This is a genomic window from Streptomyces sp. NPDC048196 (assembly GCF_040652715.1).
Classification (GTDB): domain Bacteria; phylum Actinomycetota; class Actinomycetes; order Streptomycetales; family Streptomycetaceae; genus Streptomyces; species Streptomyces siderophoricus.
In genome coordinates this window covers 193362-218203 of the sequence record NZ_JBEZMM010000004.1, presented here as the reverse complement: position 1 = coordinate 218203, position 24842 = coordinate 193362, and the positions used below count along the sequence as shown (strand labels likewise).

The window sequence follows — 24842 nt, the reverse complement described above, 5'->3', positions numbered from 1 at the left end:
GGCCCTGGCCTGCGGCGATGTCGCCACGGAGCGCTGCGGCTCTCCGTTCCGGTCGAGTAAGGCGCCTGTTTTGACGCCCTGTTGTTGCGCATGCTGTCCATAACTCGCCCTGGGCAGCGCATTTCCTTCCGATAAAGCGTCAATTCAGAGATGGGGGGCGATCACCCTTTCGTGTGCTTTTCACCAAAGACCTCAAGGGTGTTCAGGGTGTCGCCGACAAAGGATGCGTGAGTACCCTTGCGCACACCATGATGACCGCGGCTCGCCCCGGCGACACCGGCCTCGCAGGCCCGGGCGAGCTTGACCGCTACCCCTACGCCAACGCCGCCAACGCCGCGAACACCGGCAGCACGGCCGGCCCGGAGCGTGCCGAGCGCGTTCCGCAGGTCTGGGACGGCTCCGAGGCCGAGATCGGCCGGGTCGGCCGGCGCGCGGCCGGCAGCCGCGGCCGCGGCCTGCACGGCCAACTCGTCCAGCAGCTCGGCCAGATGATCGTCTCCGGCGATCTCGGCGCCGACCGTCCGCTCGTCCCCGAGGAGATCGGCCAGCGCTTCGAGGTCTCCCGCACCGTCGTCCGTGAGTCACTGCGCGTCCTCGAGGCCAAGGGGCTCGTGAGCGCCCGCCCCAACGTGGGCACCCGGGTGCGGCCGGTCAGCGACTGGAACCTCCTTGACCCCGACATCATCGAGTGGCGCGCCTACGGGCCGCAGCGTGACGACCAGCGCCGGGAGCTGTGCGAGCTGCGCTGGACGATCGAGCCGCTGGCCGCCCGGCTCGCCGCCGGGCACGGCCGGGAGGACATCCAGCAGCGGCTGGCCGACATGGTCGAGATCATGGGCCACTCCGCGGCCCAGGGCGACACCATGACCTTCGGCCGTGCCGACGCGGAGTTCCACTCCCTGCTGCTCCAGCTCGCCGGCAACCGCATGCTGGAGCACCTCTCCGGCATCGTCTCCTCCGCCCTGCACGTCTCCGGCGGATCCGCCGGCGGCTGTGAGCGGCCGGTCGAGACGTCCGTGGGCCAGCACATGAGGGTGGTCGACGCCATCGGCTCCGGCGACGCCACGGCGGCCGAATCCGCGATGCGCCAGCTCCTCGCCGCCCATGGCGAGGTGGTCGGCCACGGCTCCGGGACGCCCGTGGACCACGTCGTCCCCGCGCCCCGCGAGCACTGAAGGCCGTACCCGACCGCGTACGGAACGTAGGCGCCGCGCGGCCCCGTGCCCCGCGTACCCCCTCGGGCCGGGCACGCCGTACGCGGCGGAGGCGCACACGCTCGCCGGATCCGGGGCGTCGACCGGATCCGGCGGCAGATCTCGGGAGGATTGCATGTCATATGACAGGGAATGGGTCGTTATGGGGTGTGACTCGGGCCACGCAGATTGGGCGTAACGCTCTCCCGGGAAGCGCGATGACTTAAGAGGTGATAGCCGAGGAGGGAATACGAGCGGCGTTCGTGACGCTGTTCAACTCCCCGGTTGCCCCTGCGCCGTCGGTCCATCCCCACCGGCGGTCGTCGGCTCCGATCCACACTGGACGGGGTCGGAAGCCGTTTCCATCGTTCCGAGAGGTTGTTCGTGTCGGCCAGCACATCCCGTACGCTCCCGCCGGAGATCGCCGAGTCCGAGTCTGTGATGGCGCTCATCGAGCGGGGAAAGGCAGATGGGCAGATCGCCGGCGATGACGTGCGTCGGGCCTTCGAGGCTGACCAGATTCCGCCAACCCAGTGGAAGAACGTTCTGCGCAGCCTCAACCAGATCCTCGACGAGGAGGGTGTGACGCTGATGGTCAGTGCCGCAGAGGCGCCCAAGCGCACCCGCAAGAGCGTCGCAGCGAAGAGTCCGGCGAAGCGCACCGCCACCAAGACCGTCGCGGCCAAGACCGCCACGGTCAAGAAGACCACCGCCGCCGCCACCGCCCCCGCGGCGGACCCGGCCGGTGAGTCCGAGTCCGCGCCTGCGAAGAAGGCAGCGGCGAAGAAGGCGACCGCCAAGAAGACGGTCGCGAAGAAGACCACGGCCAAGAAGGCCACCGCGAAGAAGACCGCGGCCAAGAAGGACGTCGACGAGCTGCTCGACGACGAGGTGACCGAGGAGACCCCGACGCCCGGCAAGGGCGAGGGCCCCGAGGGCGCCGACACTCCGGAGAACGCCGGTTTCGTCCTCTCCGACGACGACGAGGACGACGCCCCCGCCCAGCAGGTCGCCGCGGCCGGCGCCACCGCCGACCCGGTCAAGGACTACCTCAAGCAGATCGGTAAGGTCCCGCTCCTCAACGCCGAGCAGGAGGTCGAGCTCGCCAAGCGCATCGAGGCGGGCCTGTTCGCCGAGGACAAGCTGGCGAACTCCGACAAGCTCGCGCCGAAGCTCAAGCGTGAGCTGGAAATCATCGCCGAGGACGGCCGCCGGGCGAAGAACCACCTCCTGGAGGCCAACCTCCGTCTGGTGGTCTCCCTGGCCAAGCGCTACACCGGCCGCGGCATGCTCTTCCTGGACCTGATCCAGGAGGGCAACCTCGGTCTGATCCGTGCGGTCGAGAAGTTCGACTACACCAAGGGCTACAAGTTCTCGACCTACGCGACGTGGTGGATCCGCCAGGCCATCACCCGCGCCATGGCCGACCAGGCCCGTACGATCCGCATCCCCGTCCACATGGTCGAGGTCATCAACAAGCTGGCCCGCGTCCAGCGCCAGATGCTCCAGGACCTGGGCCGCGAGCCCACCCCGGAGGAGCTGGCCAAGGAACTCGACATGACCCCCGAGAAGGTCATCGAGGTCCAGAAGTACGGCCGCGAGCCGATCTCGCTGCACACCCCGCTGGGTGAGGACGGCGACAGCGAGTTCGGTGACCTGATCGAGGACTCCGAGGCGGTCGTGCCCGCCGATGCAGTGAGTTTCACGCTCCTGCAGGAGCAGCTGCACTCGGTTCTGGACACACTCTCGGAGCGGGAGGCCGGCGTCGTGTCCATGCGCTTCGGTCTCACCGACGGCCAGCCGAAGACGCTGGACGAGATCGGCAAGGTCTACGGCGTCACGCGTGAGCGGATCCGTCAGATCGAGTCGAAGACGATGTCGAAGCTGCGTCACCCGTCGCGCTCCCAGGTGCTGCGGGACTACCTCGACTAGTCGAACCGCCCGGCCCGTACAGCGCCGTGAGCCCGGTCTCTCCAATGGGGAGGGGCCGGGCTCGCCGCCGTCCGGGTGCGGGGCGCAGCCGTTTGGGTCACTCTGGGTGGGCGACCGTGTCCCACAGTCAGGAGTCCGTATGCGTCCGACCGCAGGCGCCGCTCTCGGAGCCCTCGCACTGGTCCTCACCCTGCCGGTGCCGGCGGCCGCGGACGAGTCGGTGATCGGTGGGAAGCCCACCCAGCTGTCCCAGAGCCCCTGGGCGGTGGCGCTGGCCTCCCACGAGCGCTTCGGGACCCAGCGCTCCGGTCAGTTCTGCGGTGGGGTGCTGGTGGGGCACTCCACGGTCGTGACGGCCGCGCACTGCCTGAGCAAGGAAGTGCTGGGCGTCCCCTGGCAGCAGGTCCGGGACCTGCGCATCGTGATCGGGCGCGACAACCTCACCGGCGGTGGGGGACAGGAGGTCAAGCCGGCGAAGGTCTGGGTGAACCCCCGCTATGACAGCTGGACCAACGAGGGCGACATGGCCGTGCTCACGCTCCCGAGGCCGGTATCGAACCGGCCCATCCCGATAGCGGGACGGAAGGACCGGGGCTACCGGCCGGGCAGCCGGGCCACGGTCTACGGCTGGGGAGACACCACGGGCGAGGGCAGATATGCGACACGGCTGCGCTCGGCGCACGTCAACGTGCTGCGCGACGCGGTCTGTGCGCGGGCCTATCCGGGCACGGCGGACGGTACGTACCGGTCCCGCTCCATGCTGTGCGCGGGGGAGCCGGACGGCGGGCGGGACGCCTGCCAGGGCGACAGCGGCGGACCGCTGGTCGTCCGTGGACGTCTCGTGGGGCTGGTGTCCTGGGGGACCGGCTGTGGCCAGGCGGGGAGCCCAGGGGTTTACACGCGGGCCTCGGCGCTGCTTCCGGCCGTATCGGCGCACGGTGCGGGCTGAGCCGCGGGGAGCCGGCAGGCGAGTGGGGCGCGCGTACGAGTGCGGGCGGCCCCCCCATGGTGCCGGGGTGACCGCCCGCCGCACGGCGCAAGGCCGCTGCTCGCTCGTCGTGGATGCGAAGTGTCAGCGTTCCTCATCGGACGCGGACGCCGGAGAAGCGTTCAGCCGCTCCGTCTCGTCCTGTATTTCCGCGGCGATCTTCTTGAGTTCTGGCTCGAACTTGCGACCGTGGTGGGCGCAGAAGAGCAGTTCTCCGCCGGACATCAGGACGACGCGCAGGTATGCCTGGGCGCCGCAGCGGTCGCAGCGGTCAGCGGCCGTCAGCGGGCTCGCGGGTGTCAGAACAGTAGTCACGTCGCCTCTTCTCTAGCTCGACGAGCTGTCGTACCAGGGTCAACATCCAACCAGGCCGAAAACGTTCCCGCTCGTGCCTTTTCCTCGAAAAAAATTCTTCGAGGGGGCCGGGTGCTGCCGGGTGGCGGCGAATGAGCCGTATTGCTTGGTGGTCTGATTCACGTTGGGTGCTGGGTCGGTCCCCCCGGCTGGCTTGCCGGTTGTTGATGAGGACGTGCCCGGAGCCTAAATGGTTCATGCCTCGAAGGGAACGTGATGTGCACGTCACTCGGACGTCACCCCAACGAGCGATCGAACGCACGAGCGAAATTCTACTACCATGAGCATGCTTACGGGTGGCGTCACATCGGCTCTACCAGGCCTCGGTACCCTCTGACGGGCGACACCGCCACAACCGAGTCCGCGGAATGCGGACTGCCAGAAATTCAGCGAGGAGCGAACCGCGTGACCGCCGAGATGTCCGTGCCGTCCACCGCAGTGCTGACCGGGGCAGACCGGGACGGTTCCAACTACACCGCGCGGCATCTGCTCGTCCTGGAGGGCCTCGAAGCGGTCCGCAAGCGCCCCGGCATGTACATCGGCTCCACGGACAGCCGCGGTCTGATGCACTGCCTCTGGGAGATCATCGACAACTCCGTCGACGAGGCGCTCGGCGGCTACTGCGACCACATCGAGGTGGTCCTCCACGACGACGGGTCCGTGGAGGTGCGCGACAACGGCCGCGGCATCCCCGTGGACGTCGAGCCCAAGACCGGGCTGAGCGGCGTCGAGGTCGTGATGACCAAGCTGCACGCCGGCGGAAAGTTCGGCGGCGGCTCGTACGCGGCCTCCGGCGGTCTGCACGGCGTCGGCGCCTCGGTCGTCAACGCCCTCTCCGCCCGCCTCGACGTCGAGGTCGACCGCAACAGCAAGACGCACTCGATCAGCTTCCGCCGCGGCGTCCCCGGCATCTTCACCGAATCGGGCCCGGACGCCCCGTTCGACCCGGCAAACGGGCTGCACAAGGGCAAGCGGATCCCCAAGACGAAGACCGGCACCCGGGTCCGTTACTGGGCCGACCGGCAGATCTTCCTCAAGGACGCCAAGCTCTCCCTGGAGACGCTGTACGCCCGCGCCCGCCAGACGGCCTTCCTCGTTCCGGGCCTCACCCTGGTCGTCCGCGACGAGCGCGGCCTCGACGGCGCCGGCAAGACGGAGGAGACCTTCCACTACGACGGCGGCATCAGCGAGTTCTGCGAGTACCTGGCGCAGGACAAGGCGGTGTGCGACGTCCTGCGGCTGACCGGACAGGGCACGTTCAAGGAGACCGTGCCGGTCCTCGACGACCGCGGCCACATGACACCCACCGAAGTCACCCGCGAACTGGGCGTGGACATCGCGCTCCGATGGGGCACCGGCTACGACGCCACCCTCCGGTCGTTCGTCAACATCATCGCCACCCCCAAGGGCGGCACCCACGTCTCCGGCTTCGAGCGCGCGGTCACCAAGACGGTCAACGAGGTCCTGCGGTCGAGCAAGCTGCTCCGCGTCGCCGAGGACGACGTCGTCAAGGACGACGCCATGGAGGGCATGACCGCGGTCGTGACCGTCCGCCTCGCCGAGCCGCAGTTCGAGGGCCAGACCAAGGAGGTGCTGGGCACCTCCGCCGCCTCCCGGATCGTCGCCCAGGTGGTCAGCCGGGAGCTGAAGGCGTTCCTGACGTCCACGAAGCGGGACGCCAAGCAGCAGGCGCGCGCCGTCCTGGAGAAGGTCGTCGCCGCGGCCCGCACCCGTATCGCCGCGCGCCAGCACAAGGAGGCGCAGCGGCGGAAGACGGCGCTGGAGTCCTCCTCGCTGCCGGCGAAGCTCGCGGACTGCCGCAGCGACGACGTCGACCGCAGCGAGCTGTTCATCGTCGAGGGCGACTCCGCGCTGGGCACCGCCAAGCTGGCCCGGAATTCGGAGTTCCAGGCCCTGCTGCCGATCCGCGGCAAGATCCTGAACGTCCAGAAGTCGTCGGTCTCGGACATGCTCAAGAACGCCGAGTGCGGCGCCATCATCCAGGTCATAGGGGCCGGTTCCGGCCGCACCTTCGACATCGACGCGGCCCGCTACGGCAAGGTCATCTTCCTGGCCGACGCCGATGTCGACGGCGCCCACATCCGCATCCTGCTGCTGACCCTCTTCCAGCGGTACATGCGGCCGATGGTCGAGCAGGGCCGGGTCTTCGCCGCCGTGCCGCCGCTGCACCGCATCGAGCTGACCAACCCCAAGAAGGGGCAGGACAAGTACATCTACACCTACTCGGACAACGAGCTGCGCCAGACCCTGCTGGAGCTCCAGCGCAAGAACGTCCGCTACAAGGACAGCATCCAGCGCTACAAGGGCCTCGGTGAGATGGACGCCGACCAGCTCGCCGAGACGACCATGGACCCGCGCCACCGCACCCTGCGCCGGATCAACATCAGCGACCTGGAGGCGGCCGAGAAGACCTTCGACCTCCTGATGGGCAACGAGGTCGCCCCCCGCAAGGAGTTCATCACCAACTCCGCGGCCACTCTGGACCGTTCCCGGATCGACACCTGAGCGCTCCCTGAGCCCGGGCGGGCGTCTCTCCACCCCAGGGTGGAGCGGCGCCCGCCGCGCTTTCCACCCGCTCCCCACCCTGGCGCCGATCCGCGCGGCGGCCACTCTCCGTAGCGTCGGGGACGTCGGAAATCCCGTTCTCCCGGAGGCTCAGGTCATGAGCGGCCTGCTCAACATCGTGGCGATCGTCGCGGCTGTCGTGTTCGTGTTCATCAAGCAGTTCAGCGCCCAGCGGATCACGTCCGAGGGCAGGAAGTGGTGGCTGATCCCCGCCGTCCTGGCGTTCCTGGCGCTGCGCGAGCCGGGCCTCCTGGACCCCGCGCACCGGGCCGTCTCCGCCGTCCTGCTGGCCGTGGGGCTCCTGATAGGGCTGGCCTGCGGTGCGGGCTGGGCCTGGACGACGCGCATCTGGACGGACGCGGACGGGGTGGTGTGGACCAAGGGGAGTTGGGCCGCGGCAGGGGTCTGGCTCTGCGCCATGGTGCTGCGCGGCGGCCTGATGGCCCTCGCCGCGGTCCTGGGCGTCCATCAGGGCAGCCCGGCGATCATGCTGTCGGTCGCCGCGATGCTGCTGACCCGGACCGGGGTCACCACCTGGCGGGCCCGGAGCGTCCAGCGGACGTACGGTGTCCCTGTCGCCGGCTGAGGCCCCGGCGCGCCCCGTGTCGCCGTCCACCGATCGAGGACCGTACGTGCTGCCCCCTTCCTTGACGAGCTGGCCCCTGCGGGAGTCGCTGTCGCGCGAAGGCATGAGCGGCGCCCGGTTGTGGATCGGCCGGTCGGTGCGCCTCCTGGTCGTCGCGGGGCTGACGTGGTCCACCGTGGCCGGGCCGCACTTCCGGGGCTGGGCACTGGTGGCGGCGCTCGCGGGGGTCGCCGCCACGCTCGTGGTCTTCCGCGCCTTCTTCCGTGTGACGCGCGACCGCCTTCTCGGGCCGTCCGTCGGCCTGTTGTTCGTCCTGGAGGCCGCGGCCTTCGGCTTCTCCTTCGCCGGCGCCCGGACGCCGGCGATCGTCCTGTGGTGCGCCTGCGCCATCACCGCGATGGAGCGGCTGCCGTTGGCCGTCGGCGTGCTGTGCTCGTCGGCCGCGCTCGCCGCGTACGCCGTGATGAACACCGACGGCTGGCTGACGACCACCACGACCACCGCGGGCCTGGCCCTCGCCGGTTACGTCATCCGCCTCGACGCCGAGGCACGGGGCAATGCCCAGCGGCTGCTGGCCCAGGAGCGGGCGGCCCGCAAGGCCGAGGCGGAGTCGGCCGCACTGGCCGAACGGGGGCGGATCGCGCGGGAGATCCACGACGTCCTCGCCCACAGCCTCAGCGCCCAGTTGGTGCATCTGGAGGCGGTGCGGCAGCTGATCCGGCGCAGTCCCGACCTGGAGGCGGACCGCGCACAGCTCCTGGAGCGGGTGGTGGCGTGCCGGGGGATGGCCCGGGAAGGGCTTGACGGCACCCGTGAGGCGCTTTCCGCCCTCCGCGGGGAGCTGATCCCGGTCGAGGACTTCCTGCGCCGTCTGACGGCCACTGAGGGCGCTCGGCTGGATGTGACGGGCGCGCCCCGTGTGCTGCCGGCCGAGGCGGGCCTCGCGGTCCGCAGGGTCGCCCAGGAGGCGCTCACGAACGTGCGCAAGCACGCCCCGGGGGCGCGGGTGAGCGTGCGGCTGGACTACGGGGCGGACGACGTGGGGCTGGAGGTGCGGGACGACGGCGGCCGCGGGCGGGCCCCGGAACTCTCCGCACTCTCCGCGAGCGGTTCCGGGTACGGTCTGCTCGGGATGCGGGAGCGCGCCGAACTCCTCGGCGGAACGCTGGAGTCCGGCCCCGATGAGGAGGGTTTCGTGGTGCGGTTGCGGGTGCCCGCATGACGGCACGTACGGTGACGCGGGTCGTGGTCGCCGATGACCAGACGGTGGTGCGCGAGGGGATCGTGATGCTGCTGGGGCTGCTGCCGGGCATCGAGGTCGTCGGTTCGGCGGCGGACGGCGAAGCGGCGGTCCAACTGGTCGCCCGGCACGCCCCGGACGTCGTCCTGATGGACCTGCGCATGCCCCGCTGCGACGGGGTCGAGGCCACCCGCCGCATTCGCGCGGAGCACCCCGGCACCCAGGTCGTGGTGCTCACCACGTACGCCGACGACGACTCGCTCTTCCCCGCCCTGCAGGCCGGCGCCCGCGGCTATTTGACCAAGGACGCGGACGGGGACGAGATCGTGCGCGCCATCGACGACGTGCTCTCCGGTGAGGCCGGACTGGCCCCGAAGATCCAGCGCCGCCTCCTGGAGCGCTTCACCGAGCCCGCACGCACCGTGCCGCAGCCGCCGGCGGAGCCCCCGGACGGGCTGACCGCGCGCGAGGTGGAGGTGTTGCGGCTGGTCGCCGAGGGATTGTCGAACCCGGAGATCGCCCGCAGCCTGCACGTCTCCACCGCCACCGTGAAGACCCACATCAACAACCTCTTCGCCAAGGCGGGGCTGCGCGACCGGGCCCAGGCCATCCACTACGCGTACCGCCAGGGGCTCGCACAGCCGCCCGGGTAGTTCCCGGTGGTCCATCACCTGATGGGGTGAAGGGTCGGCAAGCGAGCGTCCGGGATCTTCCTTTCTGTCCACCCTTGGGCGGCACGGACAACCAACCCGTGCACCAAGGAGAGTTCGGTGGACAAGCAGGACGGCCGCTCGGCCGGTGAGCCCGGGGCCGTACGGCTCGACGACCCCTGGTACGACGCCCTCGCCCCCGGCTGGGCAGAACCGGCCGGTGCGGCGGACGCGGCGGCCCACGAAGGGGAGGCCGAGGAGCCGCTGACCGTGGGAGGGGTACGGGACGGCGGGATTCCCCCGGACGAGATCTATCTGGCGGTGCACCGGAGTGGGGCGTTCCAGGAGGTGCGCCGCCGCTACCGGAGCTTCGTCGTCCCCGCCACCCTTGCCTTCCTGGTCTGGTACCTCGCCTATGTGGTGGCGGCGATCGCCGCGCCGGGTCTCATGGCCCGTCAGCTCGTCGGTCCCTTCAACGTCGCGATGGCCGCCGGGCTCGGCCAGTTCGCCACAACGTTTCTGCTTGCCTGGGCCTACATGCGGCACGCCCGGCTCCGACGGGACCGCGCGGCACTGGAGATCCGCTGGGAAACCCAGGAACTGACCGGGGGGAACGCGCGGTGACCGGCGGCCACGAGACCCTCGGCCTGACGCTGGTCAGCGCCTTCATCGCGCTCACTCTGGCGATCACTCTCTGGGCGGGACGCCGCAGACGTGGCTCCGCGGAGGAGTTCTACGCCGGCGGGAGGCTCTTCTCGCCCATGGAGAATGGTTTCGCCATCGCGGGGGACTACATGTCCGCCGCGTCCTTCCTCGGCGTCACCGGGCTGATCGCCCTCTTCGGGTACGACGGTCTGCTGTATTCGGTCGGCTTCCTCGTGGCCTGGCTGCTCGTGCTCTTCCTGGTGGCCGAACTCGTACGGAACTGCGGACGGTTCACCCTCGCCGACGTCGTCGCCGCACGGATGCGGGAACGCCCCGTACGGATCGCGGTCGGCGCGGCGTCCGTCACCGTGTCCGTGCTCTACCTGGTGGCGCAGATGGTCGGGGCCGGCAGTCTGGTGGCGCTGCTGCTCGGCGGCGCCGGACCACAGGCCCGTACCTGGATGGTGATCGGCGTGGGCGCCCTGATGGTGGTCTACGTCGCCTTCGGCGGCATGCGGGCCACCACCTGGATCCAGGTGGTCAAAGCGGTGCTCCTCCTGGGCGGTGCCGTGGCCCTGACCGTCCTGGTGGTGGTCCGCTTTCACGGGGACCTCGGTGCGCTGCTGAACACCGCCGCCGAACGCAGCGGCCACGGACGGGCGTTCCTGGCACCGGGTCTCAAATACGGCGGTGGCTGGACCGCGCGGCTGGACTTCCTCAGCCTCGGACTGGCACTCGTCCTGGGGACGGCGGGGCTGCCGCACATCCTGTCGCGGTTCTACACCGTGCCCACGGCGCGGGCCGCCCGTCGTTCCGTCGGCTGGTCCATCGGACTGATCGGCGGCTTCTACCTGATGACCGTCGTGCTCGGCTTCGGAGCCGCCGCCGTGGTGGGCAGCGATGCGGTCCGGGCCTCCAACCCGGCGGGCAACACCGCCGTTCCGCTGCTCGCCGTCGACCTGGGAGGCGGGGCGGGCTCCACCGGAGGAACCGTTCTCTTCGCCGTGGTGGCCGCGGTCGCCTTCGCCACCATCCTGGCCGTGGTCGCCGGGATCACCCTCGCCTCGTCGGCCTCCGTGGCCCACGACCTGTACGCCTCGTTGCGCCGCCCGCGTGGCACGGTACGGGACGCACAGCGCCGCGAGGTGGCCGTGGCACGCCTCGCCGCGGTCGGGGTCGGAGCCGTCGCCATCGCACTGGCGCTGCTCGCCCAGGACCTGAACATCGCCTTCCTGGTGGGCCTGGCCTTCGCGGTCGCCGCCTCGGCCAATGTGCCGGCCCTGCTCTACGCCCTCTTCTGGCGCCGCTTCACGACGCGGGGCGCCGTCTGGTCCGTCTACGGAGGGCTGGTTCCCGCGCTCACCCTGGTGGTGCTCTCACCCGTGGTCTCCGGAGGCCCGGAATCACTCTTGCCCCACCTGGACTTCGCCGTCTTCCCGCTGTCCAACCCGGGGGCGGTCTCGATTCCCTTGGGCTTCCTGATGGGCTGGCTGGGAACGCTGCTCTCCCCGGAGGCCGCCGATCCGGCCCGGCACGCGGAGGCGGAGGTGCGGGCACTCACGGGGGCGGGCGCGGTCTAGCCCGCTCTGCGGGTCAGACCCACTCGTAGCGGTGTTCCGGCCGGCCCGTCTCGCCGTACCGGAGGGTGAGGCGGACCCGGCCGGCGCGTTCCAGGAGCTTCAGATAGCGCTGGGCGGTCTGCCGGCTCAGTCCGGCCCGCTGGGCGACGTCCTGGGCCGAGAGCGGGGTGTCCGCGGAGCGCAGCACCGAGCGCACCCGGTCGGCGGTGGCGGTGGAGTGCCCCTTGGGCAGCTCGGCGGAGCCGGCGTTGGCGGCGCCCAACGCGCCGAAGAGCGCGTCCACTTCGGACTGCTCGGCCTGCCCGCCGCCGGCGAAGGTGCGGTGCAGTGCCGCATAGCCCTCCAGCTTGGAGCGCAGGCCCGCGAAGGTGAACGGCTTGACCAGGTACTGGAGCGCGCCGTGCCGCATCGCGGCCTGTACGGTCGCGATGTCGCGGGCCGCCGTCACCATGATCACGTCGGTGAAGAGGCCGCGGCGCCGTAGTTCGCCGACCAGTTGGAGGCCGGTCCGGTCGGGCAGGTAGTGGTCCAGCAGGATCAGCTCCACGGGGTGCGTCTCCAGGGCGGCCAGGGCCTCCGCCGCCGTATGTGCGACGCAACTGACCCGGAAACCCTGCACCTTGGCGACATATGCGGCGTTGATCCGTGCGACCTGCGCATCGTCGTCCACGACCAGTACGTCGATCATCGGCCGGCCTCCGTGGCGTCCTCGGCGTGGCGCGCGCCCTGGGGTTCGCCGGCTGCCCCGGCCGGCTCCTCGGAGAGCGCGTCGGGGACCGTGACGGTGAACACGGCGCCGCCTCCTGGGCGTTCCGCCACCACGGCGCCGCCCCCGTAGCGCTCGGCGAGCCGGCGGACCAGCGCGAGTCCGATGCCGCGCTGCCCGTGGGCGGGCGGCTCCTTGGTGGTCCAGCCCTCGGTGAAGATCTCGACCCGATGCTCCTCGGGGACGCCCGGCCCGTTGTCGGCGACGCGCACGACGGCGGTCCGTCCCTCGTTCCGCACCTCCACCTCCACCTGGGCGTCGGGCGCACCGGCAGTGGCGTCCAGGGCGTTGTCGACGAGGTTGCCGAGGACGGTGACCAGGCTGTGCGGGTCGATCAGGCGGTCGGGCAGCCGGGTGCCGGACGCGATCCGCAGGGACACCCCCCGTTCGGTGGCGACGGTTGCCTTGCCCACCAGGAGGGCGGCCAGCAGCGGATCGTGGACACGCTCGGTGACCTGTTCCGCGGTGGCCCGGTGGACGCCCACGGCACGGGTCACGAACTGCACGGCCTCCTCGTGCAGCCCCAGTTCGAGCAGGCCGAGGAGGGTGTGCAGCCGGTTGGCGTGCTCGTGGTCCTGGGCCCGGAGGGCGTCGATGAGACCGCGGGTGCCGTCGAGTTCGCGGCCCAGCCGCTCCAGCTCCGTACGGTCGCGCAGGGTGACCACGGCCCCGCCGTCGTCGGTCGGCATACGGTTCGCCACCAGCACCCGGTGCCCGCTGACCGCCAGCAGGTCGGCGCCCGAGACGCGGCCGGCCAGCACATCGGTGGTCCGGCCCGGGGGAAGGGCGGCGTCCAGGGGGCGGCCGGTGTGCTCGGCGCGCAGATCGAGGAGGCGCTGCGCCTCGTCGTTCATCAGGCGGATCCGACCCTGGCCGTCGAGCGCGAGGAAGCCCTCCCGGATGCCGTGCAGCATCGCCTCTCGCTCGGCGAGCAGCGCGGAGATGTCGGAGAAGGCCAGGTCATGGGTGCGGCGCTGGAGACGGCGGGAGACGAGATAGGCGGCCAGCGCGCCGACGGCGAGCGCGCCGCCCGCGTACGCGAGCAGTTGGGGCACGGTGGACAGCAGCCGCTCCCGCACGCTCTCGTACGCGATGCCGACCGAGACCGCGCCGACGACCTTGCCGTTCTCGTCCCGCAGCGGGACCTTGCCGCGCGCGGAGCGGCCGAGGGTGCCCTCGTCGATCTGCATGACCTCACGGCCGGAGAGCGCGGCGCTGGGATCGGTGGAGACATGGCGTCCGATCTCGTCCGGATCGGTGTGGGACCAGCGCACTCCGCGCTTGTCCATGATCACGACGTATTCGGCTCCGGTGGCCGCGCGGATGCGCTCCGCCTCGTTCTGGACGGGCCCGTGGCGGCTCGGGCGGGACGCCTCCAGTGCGTCGTCGAGGCGCGGTTCGGCGGCGGTGGTCTGGGCGATCGCGAGCGCCCGGCGCATTGCCTGATCGTCCAGCTGGGCGCTGAGCGGGGCGAGGAACAGGCCGGTCGCCAGCGCGGTGACGCCCGTGGCGATGGCCAGCTGCATCAGCAGCACCTGGGAGAAGACGCGCCGCGGCCAGCCCAGCCGGGGGCGCGTCAGGCGCGGCCCGGTCGTGGTGCGTGCCGTGGGCGTGCCGCTCGGGCCGGTCGCTTTGCGCGGGGTGGCGGGGCCGGCGGGAAACGGTGCGGGGCCCGAGGGCTCTGCGGCGCTCGGGCGCGGAACCGACGCTTCCTTCTCGCCCATACGCACGAACAGTAAGCGGGCCGACCGCCCGGCCGGTAATCCCTGCGGCGAGGAATTCGGAGGGTGTCCGGATGGCCACGCGTGGCGCGCCGGCCGGGCCGCGACGGGAGAGGCGGAGCGGCCTGTGGACGGGGAGGGGCGGGTTCTGCGGAGTTATCCACAGGCCTTTCGCTCGCGGAGCGTGAGCACTTACGCTCGCAGAGCCGTTACAGAGCGTGACGGTGTGGTGGCGGTGGCGGTGGCGGTGGCGGTGGCGGTGGTCAGCGTCGCCACGGCCCGTGTCGAGTCAGTGAGGCAGTGAAGCCGTGAAGGAGTCAGGCCAGGTCTGCGGCGGTGAACGAGGTGACCGCCATGCGAGCCGGAGGAAGGAGGGGTGCGCCGCAGCTGGCGGGCGCGGGAGCGCCGTCGGTGCGCTGTTCGACGGTCACCTGCCAGGTCCGGCCGTCCGCGTGCGCGACCGTGACTGCCCAGGACGGCCCGGCACTGTCGGCTGACGTGGCGGCGGGGGCCGACGGAAGGGCCTCGACCCGTACGACGTCGAGTGCGTCCGCGCGGTCCTCACGGATCCGGGCACGGACCGCGAGGTCGGCCGCCTGGGCGGGGCGGTCCCAGGCCGAACGGCCACGGCAGTGGTCCAAGGCGATCCGTCCGCTGCGCGCCGCCGTCACGGCGGACTTGACCAGATGCGCCGAGGCACGGCCGTAGGCGTAACCGTAAGGAAGGAGAAAAAGGGTGGGGGAGAAGCGATGGCCGCCCAGGTGGGTGACCTCCCAGGTATCGATTCCGTCGGCGGCGAGTTCCGCGGCCAGCGGTCGTCCGAGAAGGGCGCAGCAACGGTCCCGCTTGCCGTTGGTGCAGACGAGGGCCAGCGGGTCGCCGGAATGCGGTTCCCAGATGCCGTGGTGTTCGCCCGCGCCGAGGCCGGCGAAGTCCAGCCCGAGGGCGACGCCGGGATCGGTGACGGTGGTCGTGCGGAGCCAGGAGCGCCCCGGCGCGGTGTGCGCGAGGAAGAGCCGGCGGCGGGAGACGCCGTGGCGGTCGGCGTGGCGGCCCGGCCGCCGGATCAGGGCGATGCGTACGCCGGTCCCGTCCGCCGCGGCGTTCAGGGCCCGGCCGAGCCCTGGGTCGAGGTGGCTGTCCGTGAGCGCCTTGGCTCCCCAGGGGCCGGTCTGCTCGATGAGCAGCCAGGTGCGGGCGGTGGCCGAGGTCCCGGCGAGCGGTTCGGCCGCGTTACGGGAGGCAGTGGCGCAGGTACTCACGAAGGCGAGCCTAACCTCATGGTTCGGACGCCAGGCACGCCGGACCGCTCGCTCGCCCGCGCGGGAGGAACGGCGGAGGCGGAATGGCTTCGCGCCATGGCGGCAACGCGGGCCCGTTCTTGGATCGCCGGCGGGGGAACGACCGGCCACTCGCTCCCCGTCGCGGGAGGAAGGCCGGATCGCTCGGGGCCGCTCAAGGTGGGTGAGTGAGGTGGCTGGGGGTTGCTCAGGGTGGATGAGTGAGGGAGCTCCGGGTCGCTCAAGGCGGATGAGTGAGGTGGCTCGGGGTCGCCCAGGGCCGGCGCGCAAGATGGCTGAGGCCTGCTCCCGGCAGACGCGCAAGGTGGCTCAGGCCTGCTTACGGCTGATGCGGACGACCGCTGGTGCCGGCGCATGGTGGATGCGCAAGGTGGCTTGGGCCTGGTCACGGCAGCGGCAGCGGCTGCGGAGGTCGTGGGCCGTGGTACTGGCCGCTGGGGCGCATGCGCAGGGGGCGCTCGTCGAATTCCTCCAGGGCGTGCGCGATCCAGCCGGCGGTGCGTGCGAGGGCGAAGACCGTTTCACCCGCCTCGGGCGGCATGCCCGCCGCGACGGTCAGCACGGCGAGTGCCAGGTCGACGTTGGCGTGCAGCTCCGTGTGGCGGGCGGTGGTGGTGACGACCTCGCGGGCGGCCTGAAGGGCGGGGGCGGCCTGCGGTACGTCCGCCAGCAGCCGGAAGAGGACGGTGGCGCGCGGGTCCTCACCCGGGTAGAGGCGGTGGCCCAGGCCCGGCACCCGGCGTCCGGCCCGCAGATGATCGGCCACCACGGCGGCCGCACTGCCCCGGTCCAGGACCTCCAGCAGCGTCCGGTGCGCCAGTCCGCTCGCGGCGCCGTGCAGCGGACCGTCCAGCGCCCCCAGGCCCGCCGAGACGATCGCGTACGGATGGGCGCGGGCGGAGGCCGCGACCCGGACCGCGAGCGTGGAGGCGGCCAGGTCGTGGTCGATGAGCAGGACCAGCGCGGCGTCCAGGACGCGCAGCGAGGCGGGGTCGGCCGGCTCCGCGGTCAGCCGGGACCAGAGCCGAGGCGCGAGCGGTCCGATGGCGGAGGGTTCTTCGCCGAGGGCCGGGAGGGCGTCGACGAGGGTCGGGATGAGGCTCCGGGCGGTGCCGAGGACGGCGTCCTCGGAGAGGTCGAACCGCAGCGGGTCGGCGGCCGCGGCGGCGATCACCGCGACCCGCAGCTGGTCCATGGGCCCGCTGTGCGGCGGCAGTGCCCGTACGGCGCGGCGGGCCGCGGTCCGGGCGTCCTGCGGGGCGGTGAAGCGGATGCCGCGGCGCAGTACGCCGGTCCACAGCCACTCCGCGACCTCCTCGTAGCTGTAGTGGGCGGCGAGCTCCGCGGTGTCCACGCCACGGAAGTAGCAGTGGTCGTGGTCGATCAGGGTGATGCCGGTTCGGATCCCCAACTCGGCGCCGGCGGCGGACGGTTCGCGGCGGCCGCTGCGGCGGGCCAGCGCGTCGACCTCCTTCGGGTCGAAGGTGCTGCCGCGGCTGCCCGGTTCCCGGTGGCTGGTCAGCTGACCGCGGCTGACGTACGCATAGACCGTCTCCGGCTTCACGCCGAGCCGGTCGGCCGCCTCCCGTGTGCTCAGCCGTCGCTCGCCGGTGTCCTGCGCCGTGTCGTGATCCGCCATGGGATCACCGTATCCAGCCAGTCCGTACCCGGACTCATCCATGTCCAGGACCCTCCCGCATGGACTCTTACATTGATTCAATCAATATTGACGAGCTTTGAGTCAAGCATAGATATTCGAATCAATATTTGGGAAGGAAGAGCGAGGAGAGCTGTCATGCCGATCGCTGAGGCGAACGCACCCATCGAGGTACCCCGCGGACTCGCGGGCGTCATCGTCACCGAGACCCAACTCGGCGACGTCCGAGGGCGCGAGGGCTTCTACCACTACCGCCAGTACTCCGCCGTCGAGCTGGCCCGGACCCGCACGTTCGAGGACGTCTGGTACCTGATGTTCCACGGCGCACTGCCCGACGCGGCTCAGCTGGCGGCCTTCAGGGCCGAGACCGCCGCGCTGCGCCCGCTGCCCGCGGTGGTACGCGACGCACTGCCCGCCCTGGCCCGGGCCGGTGCGCTCGCGGGCCCGCTCGCCGGGCTGCGCACCGCGCTCTCGCTGCTCGGCGCGAGCGCCGGTTTCCGGCCGCTGTACGACATCGCCGCGGACCGTCGGCGGGCCGACGCACTCGCCACCGTCGCCGCCGTACCGACCCTGCTCACCGCGCTGCATCGGCTCGGCCAGGGGCAGCAGCCCGTGGAGCCGCGACCGGATCTGGGGCACGCCGCCAACTACCTCTACATGCTCACCGGCGAGGAACCCGATCCACGCCGGGTCCGGGCGATAGAGGCCTATCTGATCTCCACGATCGACCACGGCTTCAACGCCTCGACGTTCACCGCCCGGGTCATCACCTCCACCGGGGCCGACCTCGCGGCCTGCCTCGTCGGAGCCATCGGCGCGCTCTCCGGCCCGCTGCACGGCGGGGCGCCCAGCCGGGCGCTGGACACGCTCGACGCGATCGGCACACCGGACCGGATCGACTCGTGGATCCGCGAACGAGTCCTGCGCGGCGAACGGATCATGGGCTTCGGCCATCCCGTGTACCGCACGGAGGACCCGCGCTCACGGATGCTGCGGGGGATCGCGGAGGAGTTCGGCGGGCCGCTGGTGGAGTTCGCAATCCAGGTGGAGTCGCGCGCCGAGGCACTCCTGGCCGAGCTCAAGCCTGGCCGCGAGCTGCACATCAACGTGGAGTTCTACGCGGGCGTCGTCATGGAGCTGTGCGGACTGCCGCGCGAGATGTTCACGCCCAGCTTCTGCGCGGCCCGGGTCGTCGGCTGGAGCGCCAACGTCCTGGAGCAGGCGGAGGACTCGAAGATCATCCGGCCGGCTGCCCGGTACGTCGGCCCGCCCCCGCCGCAGCCGTTGCCGGAGGTGGTGCCCAGCTAGTCAGCACCACGAGGTTCTGGGTGGCGGCGGGAGGTCGGCGGCATGAGGTCGGTGTTGCAGGCCGAGGCCGGCACCGGGCGGGCGGCGCCGGACATTGGCGCCAGGCCTGCACTGTGCCTCGGCGCCGACCCCGACACCCTGCGTCGGTGCGGGTCCCGGCATGGAGCTCGGCCCCGGGCCCGGCACCGGCTCCGGCATCGATTCCCGGCGTCGGTTCCCGGCAACGTGCCTCGGTTCCGGGCCGAGGTGGCGGGCCGAGGTTCCGGGCTGCGGTGGTGGGCCGAGGTGCCGCGCCGCGGCGCAGGGTCCCAGCGCCGGACCAGGGCGCGCGGCCTGGTGCCGGCCCGTAGCGCCCAACCAGGCCAAGAGCGCGACCAGGCCAACGAGCGCGACCAGGGCAACGAGTCCGACCATGCCAACGAGCCTGACCGGGTCCCGGCCGGGCGTCGGCCGGTTGGCCCCGCCCCGCCCCCCGCGCCGGACGAGGCGCTCGGGCCGAGCGGCGTACCCCAACGGCGCCGCCCCGAGTATGGCGCGAGGAGCGGCGCCAGCAGGTCCGTTAGGATCGACGGCTCGTCCGTCGCCGGGCCGTGCCGCCCGCCACCCGCACCATGGAGGCGCCTTCTGGCCACGCAACAGATCCCGGTCGTCGTGCTCGCGGGGTTCCTCGGTTCGGGCAAGACGACACTGCTTAACCACCTGCTCCGGGCCGGCGACGGGACCCGTATCGGCGCGATCGTCAATGACTTCGGCAGCATCGAGATCGACGCCATGACCGTCGCCGGGCAGGTGGACTCGATGGTCTCGCTCGGCAACGGCTGTCTGTGCTGTGCGGTCGATACCAGCGAACTGGACACGTATCTGGAGCGGCTGGCCCGTCCCTCCGCCCGTATCGACGTGATCGTCATCGAGGCGAGCGGGCTGGCCGAGCCGCAGGAACTCATCCGGATGATCCTCGCGAGCGACAACGACCGGATCGTCTACGGCGGGCTGATCGAGGTCGTGGACGCCGCTGAGTTCGAGTCCACGCGGGCCCGCCATCCCGAGCTGGACCGGCACGTCGGTATCGCCGACATCGTGGTGCTCAACAAGGCCGACCGGATCGACGATGCGGCGCGCCGGGCGCTCCGGGACACCCTCGCGGACCTGGCGCCCGGGCGGCCGGTGATCTGTACGGCGTACGGACGGGTCGACCCCGAGCTGTTCTTCGATCGCGGGGTGGGAGAGAACCACGACGCGGCCGTGCGCCAGTTGTCCTTCGAGGACCTGCTGCGCGAGGCGGCGGCGGCCAACGACGAGCGCCCCCAGAACCTCCGTGAGACCGGCCACCACGATCCCAACGACCGCTCCAAGAACGGCCGTTGCGACCACGACGACCGCGACCACGACGACCGCGAGGGCCACCACCACGACGACGGTCACCGCGACCCCGACAGCCTCTGCGGCCACCACACCTGTGGAGCGCACGGGGCCCACGACCACGACGGCCACCTCCATGCCGCCTACCAGAGCGTGGAGTTCAGCTCGGCGGAGCCGATGCACCCGCGTCGGCTCATGGGCTTCCTCGACAGTCGGCCGGCCGGGCTCTACCGCATCAAGGGCTTCGTCCACTTCGACGTCCCCGAGAACCGGCAGAAGTTCACCGTGCATGCCGTCGGCGACTTCCTGCGCTTCTACCCGGAGCCCTGGCCGAGGGGCGAGGAGCGGAGCACCCAGCTGGTTTTGATCGGCAGTGGCGTCGACGCCCCGGTGCTCCGCAAGGAGCTGGACAACTGCCGGGAGACCGGGCCGCCAGAAGCCGATGTGAACACCATGTGGGGTGTGCTGCGGTACGTGGCCTCCCGCGAGGGAGATGAGTCGGGAGACGCGTCCCTCGACACGTCAGCAGACGCGTTCCCCGACACGTCAGAAGACGCGTTCCCCGACACGTCGGGAGACGCGTCGGGGGACGAATGATGAGCAGGGGAAACAGAAGAAATACGTAACGCCGTCGGGCCGGTTCCGTACCGGCCCGACGGCGTCCACTTCTTACCCGGCGGCGTCCGTGCACCCTCCGCCGACGGCGTCAACGCTCCCGTCAGCAGAGAGGCGGAGCCCCGCTTCCAGAGCCCCGCTTCCAGAGCCCCGCTTCCAGAGCCCCGCTTCCAGAGCCCCGCCTAGAGACGCTCGCCTACACCGGTCCCGCCAGTGCCGCCACCGGCTTCGTCAGGCCCACTCCCGAGCCGTCGCGGCGCGGGTCCGGTTCCGGCAGGGGCACCGGCGCGCCCTTGGTGTCCGCCGCTCGCACCGGCGCCGGTCCGGCCCATGCCTGGATCAGGCAGTCCTCGCCCTTCAGGAACCGCTGGCAGCGCACCCCACCGGTCGCCCGGCCCTTGCGCGGGTACTGGTCGAACGGTGTGATCTTGGCCGTGGCGACCGAGTCGTCCAGGGTGCCGTGCGAGCCGGCGACGGTGAAGACCATGGCGTCGGCCGCCGGATCGACCGCCGAGAACGAGATCACCTTCGCGCCCTCGCCCAGCTTGACCCCGGCCATACCTCCCGCGGGCCGGCCCTGCGGCCGTACCTGCGACGCCGGATAGCGCAGCAGCTGCGCCTCGGTGGTGATGAAGACCAGGTCCTCCTCACCGGTGCGCAGCTCGACCGCGCCCACGATGCGGTCGCCCTCCTTGAGGGTGATGACCTCCAACTCCTCCTTGTGGGCGGGGTAGTCGGGCACCACCCGCTTGACCACGCCCTGTTCCGTACCGAGCGCAAGGCCCGGGGAGGACTCGTCCAGGGTGGTGAGGCAGACCAGGTCCTCGCCGTCCTGGAGCGTCAGGAACTCCGAGAGCGGTGCGCCGCCCGCGAGGCTCGGCGCCGCCGCGGTCTCCGGGAGCTGCGGCAGATCGATCACCGAGAGCCGCAGCAGCCGGCCCAGGGACGTCACCACGCCCACCTCGCCCCGGGTCGTCGCCGGCACCGCCGAGACGATCACATCGTGCTTGACCCGCTTGGCGTCGACGTCGAACGGCACCTCGCCGGTGACCGTACGTGCCAGCAGGCCCGTCGAGGACAGCAGCACCCGGCACGGGTCGTCGGCGACCTCCAGCGGCACCGCGCCGACCGTGGTGCCCGCCGACTCCAGCAGGACCGTGCGCCGGTCCGTGCCGTACTTCTTGGCGACCGCGGCCAGCTCGCCGGAGACCAGCTTGCGCAGCTCGGCGTCCGACTCCAGGATCCGGGTCAGCTTCTCGATCTCCTCCTGCAGCCGGTCCCGCTCCGACTCCAGCTCGATCCGGTCGAACTTGGTCAGCCGGCGCAGCGGGGTGTCGAGGATGTACTGGGTCTGGACGTCGCTCAGCGAGAAGCGCTCGATCAGCCGCTCCTTGGCCTGTGCGCTGTTCTCGCTGGAGCGGATCAGGCGGATCACCTCGTCGATGTCCACCAGGGCCGTGAGCAGGCCCTCGACCAGGTGCAGCCGGTCGCGGCGCTTGCTGCGGCGGAACTCGCTGCGGCGGCGCACGACCTCGAAGCGGTGGTCGACGTAGACCTCCAGCAGCTCCTTCAGGCCCAGCGTCAGCGGCTGGCCGTCCACCAGCGCGACGTTGTTGATGCCGAAGGACTCCTCCATCGGCGTCAGCTTGTAGAGCTGCTCCAGGACGGCTTCGGGGTTGAAGCCGTTCTTGACCTCGATCACCAGACGCAGGCCGTGCTCACGGTCGGTGAGGTCCTTGACGTCCGCGATGCCCTGGAGCTTCTTCGAGCCGACCAGGTCCTTGATCTTGGAGATGACCTTTTCCGGGCCGACGGTGAAGGGGAGTTCGGTGACGATCAGGCCCTTGCGGCGCGCGGTGACGTTCTCCACCGTGACCGTGGCACGGATCTTGAACGTGCCGCGGCCCTTCTCGTAGGCGTCCCGGACACCGCTCAGGCCCACGATCCGGCCGCCGGTCGGCAGGTCCGGTCCGGGGACGAAGCGCATCAGGGTGTCGAGGTCGGCGTTCGGGTGCTTGATCAGGTGGCGGGCCGCGGCGATGACCTCGCCGAGGTTGTGCGGCGGCATGTTCGTCGCCATACCGACGGCGATGCCGGAGGTGCCGTTGACGAGGAGGTTCGGATACGCGGCGGGGAGGGCGACCGGCTCCCGCTCCTGGCCGTCGTAGTTGGGCGAGAAGTCGACGGTGTCCTCGTCGATCGACTCGGTCATCAGGGACGTCGCGGACGCCATCCGGCATTCCGTGTACCGCATCGCGGCCGGCGGGTCGTCGTTGCCCAGCGAGCCGAAGTTGCCGTGGCCGTCGACCAGCGGCAGCCGCATCGAGAACGGCTGCGCCATGCGGACCAGCGCGTCGTAGATGGACGCGTCGCCGTGCGGGTGGAGCTTACCCATCACCTCGCCGACGACCCGGGCGCACTTCACATAGCCGCGCTCGGGGCGCAGGCCCATCTCGTTCATCTGGTAGAGGATGCGGCGGTGCACGGGCTTGAGGCCGTCGCGGGCGTCCGGCAGGGCGCGCGAGTAGATGACCGAATACGCGTACTCGAGGAAGGAACCCTGCATCTCGTCGACGACGTCGATGTCGAGGATCCTCTCCTCGAAGTCGTCCGGCGGCGGGGTCTTCGTGCTGCGGCGGGCCATCGCGGCTGCGGCTCCTTCTGCTGCGTCTACTGCCGAGGTCGGGGACGGCGCCGGGGCGTCGTCGGTCAATCAGCCGGGTCGATCAGCTGGGGGATCAACCGGCGAGTATCTCTGAGTCTGACGCGGACCATTGTGGACCGCCCCACTGACAACGCCGACCGCGACTCCCCCTTCCGCCCCCGCAGCGGCCCGGTGGCGGCCCCCACGACGGCCCGGCGGCCGCCCCCTGCCGGCTCTGCGCGGGTGCTCGTTCGGGGGCGGTCCTGCGGGAACTTCGCCAGATGCCGATGCGGTTGCATACAGTGACAGAACTTCCTCGCAAGCGATCGAAGGGACGTACATGCCCATGGGTCACACGGCCACAGAACAAGCCGGCTCCGGCGGCCTGACAGCGACCGAGCACCGGCTGGCCAACGGCCTGCGCGTGGTGCTCTCCGAAGACCACCTGACCCCGGTCGCAGCGGTCTGCCTCTGGTACGACGTCGGCTCCCGCCACGAGGTCAAGGGCCGTACGGGCCTGGCTCACCTCTTCGAGCACCTGATGTTCCAGGGTTCCGCGCAGGTGAAGGGGAACGGCCACTTCGAGCTGGTGCAGGGCGCCGGCGGTTCGCTCAACGGCACCACGAGCTTCGAGCGCACCAACTACTTCGAGACCATGCCCGCCCACGAGCTGGAGCTGGCGCTCTGGCTGGAGGCGGACCGCATGGGATCGCTGCTGACCGCGCTCGACGAGGAGTCCCTGGAGAACCAGCGCGACGTCGTCAAGAACGAGCGCCGCCAGCGCTACGACAACGTCCCCTACGGCACGGCCTTCGAGAAGCTGACGGCCATGGCGTACCCCGAGGGCCACCCGTACCACCACACCCCCATCGGGTCGATGGCCGATCTGGACGCCGCCTCCCTGGAGGACGCCCGGGCGTTCTTCCGTACGTACTACGCGCCCAACAACGCCGTCCTGTCGGTCGTCGGCGACATCGACCCGGCCCGGACGCTGGCCTGGATCGAGAAGTACTTCGGCTCGATCCCCTCCCACGACGGCAAGCAGCCGCCCCGGGACGGCACCCTGCCCGACGTGGTGGGCAGCGAGCTGCGCGAGGTCGTCGAGGAGGAGGTGCCCTCCCGCGCCCTGATGGCGGCCTACCGCCTGCCGCACGACGGCACCCGTGAGGCGGACGCCGCCGACCTCGCGCTGACCGTCCTGGGCGGCGGCGAGTCCTCCCGCCTGTACAACCGGCTGGTGCGCCGCGACCGCAGCGCCGTCGCCGCCGGCTTCGGTCTGCTGCGGCTGGCCGGTGCGCCCTCCCTGGGCTGGCTGGACGTGAAGACGTCCGCCGGGGTGGAGGTGCCCGCCATCGAGCGCGCGGTCGACGAGGAGCTGGCGCGGTTCGCCGCCGAGGGGCCCACCCCGGAGGAGATGGAACGGGCGCAGGCCCAGCTGGAGCGCGAGTGGCTGGACCGCCTGGCGACGGTCAGCGGCCGCGCCGACGAACTGTGCCGCTTCGCCGTCCTGTTCGGCGACCCGCAGCTCGCGCTGACCGCCGTACAGCGGGTCCTGGACATCACCCCCGAGGAGGTGCAGGCGGTCGCCAAGGCCCGGCTGCGCCCCGACAACCGCGCGGTGCTCGTCTACGAGCCCACCGAGCCGGCCGGCAACGGCACCGAGGAAGGGGAGACGGAGCAGTGAGCGACGCCACCCGCCAGGATTCCGCAGGGAGCA

Annotated in this window: 18 protein-coding genes; 12 read left to right on the top strand and 6 right to left on the bottom strand. The window is 71.3% G+C overall.

The genetic code is table 11. The features are described 5' to 3' along the window. The first annotated feature begins 173 nt into the window (after positions 1-173). From AB0E02_RS07710 to AB0E02_RS07700, 3 genes are all read left to right on the top strand, one after another. Positions 174-1175 carry a FadR/GntR family transcriptional regulator gene (locus AB0E02_RS07710; RefSeq protein ID WP_362137097.1) on the top strand — a complete coding sequence of 334 codons (1002 nt, stop codon included), beginning with the start codon at positions 174-176 and terminating at the stop codon, positions 1173-1175. A gap of 402 nt (positions 1176-1577) precedes the next feature. Beyond that, positions 1578-3125, top strand: coding sequence for an RNA polymerase sigma factor (locus AB0E02_RS07705; RefSeq protein ID WP_030799015.1), 1548 nt, complete (start codon positions 1578-1580; stop codon positions 3123-3125). Between the two features lie 139 nt (positions 3126-3264). Next, positions 3265-4074 (top strand): serine protease, encoded by an 810-nt coding sequence (locus tag AB0E02_RS07700; RefSeq protein ID WP_362137096.1) that lies wholly within the window; start codon positions 3265-3267, stop codon positions 4072-4074. Positions 4075-4197: 123 nt separating this feature from the next. On the opposite strand, the gene AB0E02_RS07695 is transcribed toward AB0E02_RS07700, so the two are convergent. Then, positions 4198-4428: a hypothetical protein gene (locus tag AB0E02_RS07695; RefSeq protein WP_030412880.1), complete on the bottom strand. Its 231-nt coding sequence runs from the start codon at positions 4426-4428 to the stop codon at positions 4198-4200. Positions 4429-4872: 444 nt separating this feature from the next. On the opposite strand from AB0E02_RS07695, the gene AB0E02_RS07690 reads away from it, so the two are divergent. The 6 genes from AB0E02_RS07690 (at position 4873) to AB0E02_RS07665 (ending at position 11754) form a co-directional block, all read left to right on the top strand. Continuing rightward, the gene (locus AB0E02_RS07690) at positions 4873-6993 is read left to right on the top strand and encodes a DNA topoisomerase IV subunit B (RefSeq protein ID WP_362137095.1); all 2121 of its coding nucleotides are present in this window, start codon (positions 4873-4875) and stop codon (positions 6991-6993) included. A 157-nt stretch (positions 6994-7150) separates the two neighbouring features. Then, a complete protein-coding gene (locus tag AB0E02_RS07685) occupies positions 7151-7639 on the top strand; it encodes a DUF1453 domain-containing protein (protein ID WP_362137094.1) in 489 nt (162 codons plus the stop codon). A 46-nt stretch (positions 7640-7685) separates the two neighbouring features. Next, positions 7686-8861, top strand: coding sequence for a histidine kinase (locus tag AB0E02_RS07680; protein WP_362137093.1), 1176 nt, complete (start codon positions 7686-7688; stop codon positions 8859-8861). After that, on the top strand, positions 8858-9532 hold the full coding sequence (locus AB0E02_RS07675; protein WP_362137092.1) for a response regulator transcription factor: 675 nt from the start codon (positions 8858-8860) through the stop codon (positions 9530-9532). The genes AB0E02_RS07680 and AB0E02_RS07675 overlap by 4 nt, the downstream gene beginning before the upstream one ends. A 117-nt stretch (positions 9533-9649) precedes the next feature. After that, complete coding sequence (locus tag AB0E02_RS07670; protein ID WP_362137091.1) at positions 9650-10153, top strand: DUF485 domain-containing protein; 504 nt, start codon at positions 9650-9652, stop codon at positions 10151-10153. Further along, positions 10150-11754 carry a cation acetate symporter gene (locus tag AB0E02_RS07665; protein ID WP_362137090.1) on the top strand — a complete coding sequence of 535 codons (1605 nt, stop codon included), beginning with the start codon at positions 10150-10152 and terminating at the stop codon, positions 11752-11754. Before AB0E02_RS07670 ends, AB0E02_RS07665 begins: the two co-directional genes overlap by 4 nt. Positions 11755-11767: 13 nt before the next feature. Here the strand turns inward: AB0E02_RS07665 and AB0E02_RS07660 are convergent, their stop codons facing one another. From AB0E02_RS07660 to AB0E02_RS07645, 4 genes are all read right to left on the bottom strand, one after another. Next, positions 11768-12442 carry a response regulator gene (locus AB0E02_RS07660; protein WP_362137089.1) on the bottom strand — a complete coding sequence of 225 codons (675 nt, stop codon included), beginning with the start codon at positions 12440-12442 and terminating at the stop codon, positions 11768-11770. Continuing rightward, the gene (locus tag AB0E02_RS07655) at positions 12439-14046 is read right to left on the bottom strand and encodes a sensor histidine kinase (protein ID WP_362137163.1); all 1608 of its coding nucleotides are present in this window, start codon (positions 14044-14046) and stop codon (positions 12439-12441) included. Before AB0E02_RS07655 ends, AB0E02_RS07660 begins: the two co-directional genes overlap by 4 nt. A 512-nt stretch (positions 14047-14558) precedes the next feature. After that, positions 14559-15503 carry a sucrase ferredoxin gene (locus AB0E02_RS07650; protein WP_362137088.1) on the bottom strand — a complete coding sequence of 315 codons (945 nt, stop codon included), beginning with the start codon at positions 15501-15503 and terminating at the stop codon, positions 14559-14561. A 424-nt stretch (positions 15504-15927) separates the two neighbouring features. Next, positions 15928-17181 (bottom strand): citrate synthase, encoded by a 1254-nt coding sequence (locus AB0E02_RS07645; protein WP_362137087.1) that lies wholly within the window; start codon positions 17179-17181, stop codon positions 15928-15930. Positions 17182-17337: 156 nt separating this feature from the next. On the opposite strand from AB0E02_RS07645, the gene AB0E02_RS07640 reads away from it, so the two are divergent. Together AB0E02_RS07640 and AB0E02_RS07635 are read left to right on the top strand one after the other, a co-directional pair. Beyond that, positions 17338-18507 (top strand): citrate synthase/methylcitrate synthase, encoded by a 1170-nt coding sequence (locus AB0E02_RS07640; protein WP_362137085.1) that lies wholly within the window; start codon positions 17338-17340, stop codon positions 18505-18507. Positions 18508-19131: 624 nt separating this feature from the next. Further along, the gene (locus AB0E02_RS07635; RefSeq protein WP_362137162.1) at positions 19132-20463 is read left to right on the top strand and encodes a CobW family GTP-binding protein; all 1332 of its coding nucleotides are present in this window, start codon (positions 19132-19134) and stop codon (positions 20461-20463) included. Between the two features lie 214 nt (positions 20464-20677). Here the strand turns inward: AB0E02_RS07635 and AB0E02_RS07630 are convergent, their stop codons facing one another. Beyond that, the gene (locus AB0E02_RS07630; RefSeq protein ID WP_362137084.1) at positions 20678-23125 is read right to left on the bottom strand and encodes a DNA topoisomerase IV subunit A; all 2448 of its coding nucleotides are present in this window, start codon (positions 23123-23125) and stop codon (positions 20678-20680) included. Between the two features lie 346 nt (positions 23126-23471). Between AB0E02_RS07630 and AB0E02_RS07625 the strand changes: the two genes are divergently transcribed. Then, positions 23472-24809, top strand: a complete 1338-nt coding sequence (locus AB0E02_RS07625) for a pitrilysin family protein (protein WP_362137160.1) — start codon at positions 23472-23474, stop codon at positions 24807-24809. Positions 24810-24842 lie beyond the last annotated feature (33 nt).